Here is a 3,271-nt window from a genome sequence, read left to right as displayed (position 1 = left end):
ACGGTGTGGCCGGTCAGGTCGAGGTCGCCCGGCTCGCTCTCCCCGCTCGTCAGTGCGGCGATCCGGTCGCCCTCGACGGCCAGGCGGCCGCCCTCCACGACGCCGCCGGGCAGGACGAGTCGGGCGCCGGCCAGGGCAGTACGGTCACGGTCCGCGGTGGTCACGCGGTCACCTCCAAGGAGAGCAGGTCCCAGGCGAGCAGGCCGGCGCCCAGGGACGCGGCGGTGTCTTTGAGCATGGCGGGTACGACCTTCGGGGGCATCTGGAAGGTCAGGCGCTCGGTGACCGCCGTGCGCAGCGGTGTGAAGAGCGTGTCGCCGGCCTCGGCCAGCCCGCCGCCGACGATCACCGTGGACGGGTCGAGCAGGCTCTGGGCGAGCACGATGCCGTCGGCCAGGGCGTCGACCGCGTTCTGCCACACGGCTCGGGCGCGGTCGTCCCCGGCGTCCACCGCGGCGGCGCAGGATGCCGCGTCGGCGTCGGGGTCGCCGCTGGCCTCGGCCCAGGCGCGGGAGACGGCGGAGGCGGAGGCCAGCGTCTCCAGGCAGCCGCGGGCGCCGCAGCCGCACGGCAGGCCGCCGGGGCGGACCACGACGTGGCCGATCTCGCCGCCGTAGCCGTGCGCGCCGGCCTCGATCCGGCCGTCGATGCCGATGGCGCCGGCGATGCCGGTGCCCAGGGCGATGAACAGGAAGCGGTCGACGCCCCGGCCGGCGCCGAGCCGGCCCTCGGCCAGGCCGCCCGTCCGCACGTCGTGGCCGAGGGCCACCGGCATCGCGGGGCCGCCGGGGGCGGCCAGGCGCTCGCCGAGCAGCTTCCGCATCGGGAGGTCGCGCCAGCCGAGGTTGGCGGAGAAGACCGCGATCCCGTTCTTCTCGTCGATGGTGCCGGGGACGGCCACGCCGGCCGCCGCCGGGGGGAGGCCGAAACGGGCACGGCCCTCCTCGGCCAGGTCGGCGGCGAAGTCGAGGATGGCGGCGACGACGGCGTCGGTGCCGTGCTCCCGCCCGGTCGGTCGGCGTGCTTCGAACAGCACGGAGCCGTCCTGGGCGAGCAGCGCGGCCTTCATGCCGGTGCCGCCTACATCGAGTGCGATGACGTGCTTCACGGGGGACAGTTTCTCCTGGGTGGTAGAAGAGGTCTAGTCCAGTTGTCGGATTGGTCTGGTCCATGCCGGGTGAGCTTGGTCTCGGCCTGTCGCGGCGGGGGTGTGCGGGGCTTTGCGCCGAGGGGCGTCGGGGGGCGGTTCGGGGGGTCCGTTCCCTTCCTTTGTTGCGCATCGTGCAATGAACCGGGGCATTTCGGTAACTGCTCGGCGAGTTGGGCCGAGTGGTGTGGACCAATGAGCGTGCGATTTGGCAGTCTTGCGCTCCCCCCTGCCGGATTCCCTCATCCGGCCGTATTTCCCCCGAAGGCGGTACCCGCGTTGGACAGGCGCGCCCACGTTTCCCTCCGTGTGCTCGGTACGGCGATGGCCGGAGCACTGGTGCTCACCGCGGTCAGCGCGTGCAGCGGGCAGGGCGACGGGCCGGTCACGCTCAAACTGGTCGCCGCGGACTACGGGGAGAACGTCGAGACCAGCTCCAAGCACTACTGGGACGAGGTCTCCAAGGCCTTCGAGGCGGCCAACCCCGGCATCAAGGTCCAGGTCGAGGTGGACAGCTGGACCGACATCGGCAAGAAGGTCGACGACATGATCGCGGCCGGGAAGTCGCCGGACCTGCTGCAGACCGGCGGGTTCGCGGAGCAGGTCGCCGCGGACCGGCTGTACCCGGCCGCCGACGTGCTCTCGATGGACACCCAGGCCAAGTTCATGGACAACTTCGCGCACGCCGGGCAGGTGCTGGGCACCCAGTACGGGATCCCGTTCGTGTCGTCCTCGCGGGTGCTCTTCTACAACAAGGCGGTCTTCCGGCAGGCGGGGATCACCCAGCCGCCGACCACCTGGAACGAGCTCCGCGCGGCGGCCGAGAAGATCAAGGCCAAGGTGCCGGGGGTGACCCCGTACGGGCTCCCGCTGGGGCCGGAGGAGGCACCGGCCGAGTCCATGCTGTGGACGCTGAGCGGCGGCGGCAGCCTCTCCGACGACGTAGGCAACTACACCATCGACAGCGACCAGAACCAGGCGACGTTCGGCTGGCTGAAGAACAACCTGGTGAGCACCGGGCTGACGTACCCGGACCCCGGCAAGATGAACCGCACTCCGGTGTTCCAGGACTTCGCGGCCGGGAAGGTCGCGATGCTGAACGGGCACCCGACGCTGCTGCGGATGGCGTCCGCCGGGAACATCGACTTCGGGACGGCGCCGATCCCGAAGAAGGACGGCGTCGGGAAGACCGGGAGCCTCGGGGTCGCGGACTGGATGATGGCGTTCAAGGCCAACGGGCACAAGAACGAGATCAAGAAGTTCCTGTCCTTCGTCTACACGAAGGACTACCAGCTGAAGTTCGACGAGCAGTACAACCTGCTGCCGGTCACGCAGGACGCCTTCGGCCAGATGTCGTCGGACCCCAAGCACGCGGACCTCAAGCAGTTCGCGGTCGGGCTCGGCAACGCGAGCTTCTACCCGTTCGGGGACCCGGCCTGGGGCGAGGTCAGCAACCGGATCAAGGCGGGCATCGGGCAGGCGGTGACCGGGGACCCGAAGCAGGTGCTCGGCGGGCTGCAGGACGCGGCGATGCAGGAGGCGGCCCGGGTCCGAAAGCAGTAGGACCCGGCCGGGGATGCTCGGGGGCGAGGTCGGCGGTGGGGATGTGCAGGGCGAAGGTCGTCGTGCTCGTCATGCTCGTCATGGGGGCGACCGTGGTGCGGCGCGGGCCAGGGCGTGGGGGCAGAGTGTGTCGGCGGCCGGCGGGAGAATGACACTCCGTAGGTCCGTGGGGATGCGGCGGAGGTGGTTGTCGGTGGGCGAGCTGGGCGAGCTGAGTGAGCGGGACCGGGCGGTGCTGGCGCTGGAGGGGCGGCAGTGGCGGACGGCGGGGGCCAAGGAGCGGGCGATCCGGGAGGAGCTGGGGCTCTCCTCCACGCGGTACTACCAGTTGCTGAACGGGTTGCTGGACCGGGAGGAGGCGTTGGCGTTCGCGCCGGTGCTGGTGAATCGGTTGCGGCGGGTGCGGGAGGCCCGGCGGGCGGCTCGGTGAGGTGGGGGGTTCTGTGTGTGTGTGGAGGTGGGGCGTGGTGCCAGACCCAGGAACACCGCCAGCTGGCCGTACGGCACGACCGTGGTCAGCCCGGCCAGGCTGGACTTCAGCGTCCCGTTGATCGCCCAGGC

At 71.3% G+C, this 3,271-nt stretch carries 3 protein-coding genes; 2 read left to right on the top strand and 1 reads right to left on the bottom strand.

What is annotated here, in order from left to right; all coding sequences use genetic code 11:
* Positions 1-160: 160 nt before the first annotated feature.
* Positions 161-1,108, bottom strand: coding sequence for an ROK family protein (locus ACWCYO_RS40465; RefSeq protein WP_270144986.1), 948 nt, complete (start codon positions 1,106-1,108; stop codon positions 161-163).
* 363 nt (positions 1,109-1,471) lie between these two features.
* Between ACWCYO_RS40465 and ACWCYO_RS40460 the strand changes: the two genes are divergently transcribed.
* Complete coding sequence (locus ACWCYO_RS40460; protein ID WP_270144985.1) at positions 1,472-2,710, top strand: extracellular solute-binding protein; 1,239 nt, start codon at positions 1,472-1,474, stop codon at positions 2,708-2,710.
* Positions 2,711-2,882: 172 nt separating this feature from the next.
* Positions 2,883-3,140, top strand: a complete 258-nt coding sequence (locus ACWCYO_RS40455; RefSeq protein WP_270144983.1) for a DUF3263 domain-containing protein — start codon at positions 2,883-2,885, stop codon at positions 3,138-3,140.
* Positions 3,141-3,271 lie beyond the last annotated feature (131 nt).

It is taken from the genome of Kitasatospora sp. NPDC001683, from assembly GCF_053596495.1.
This window is presented reverse-complemented; position numbering and strand designations above follow the sequence as displayed.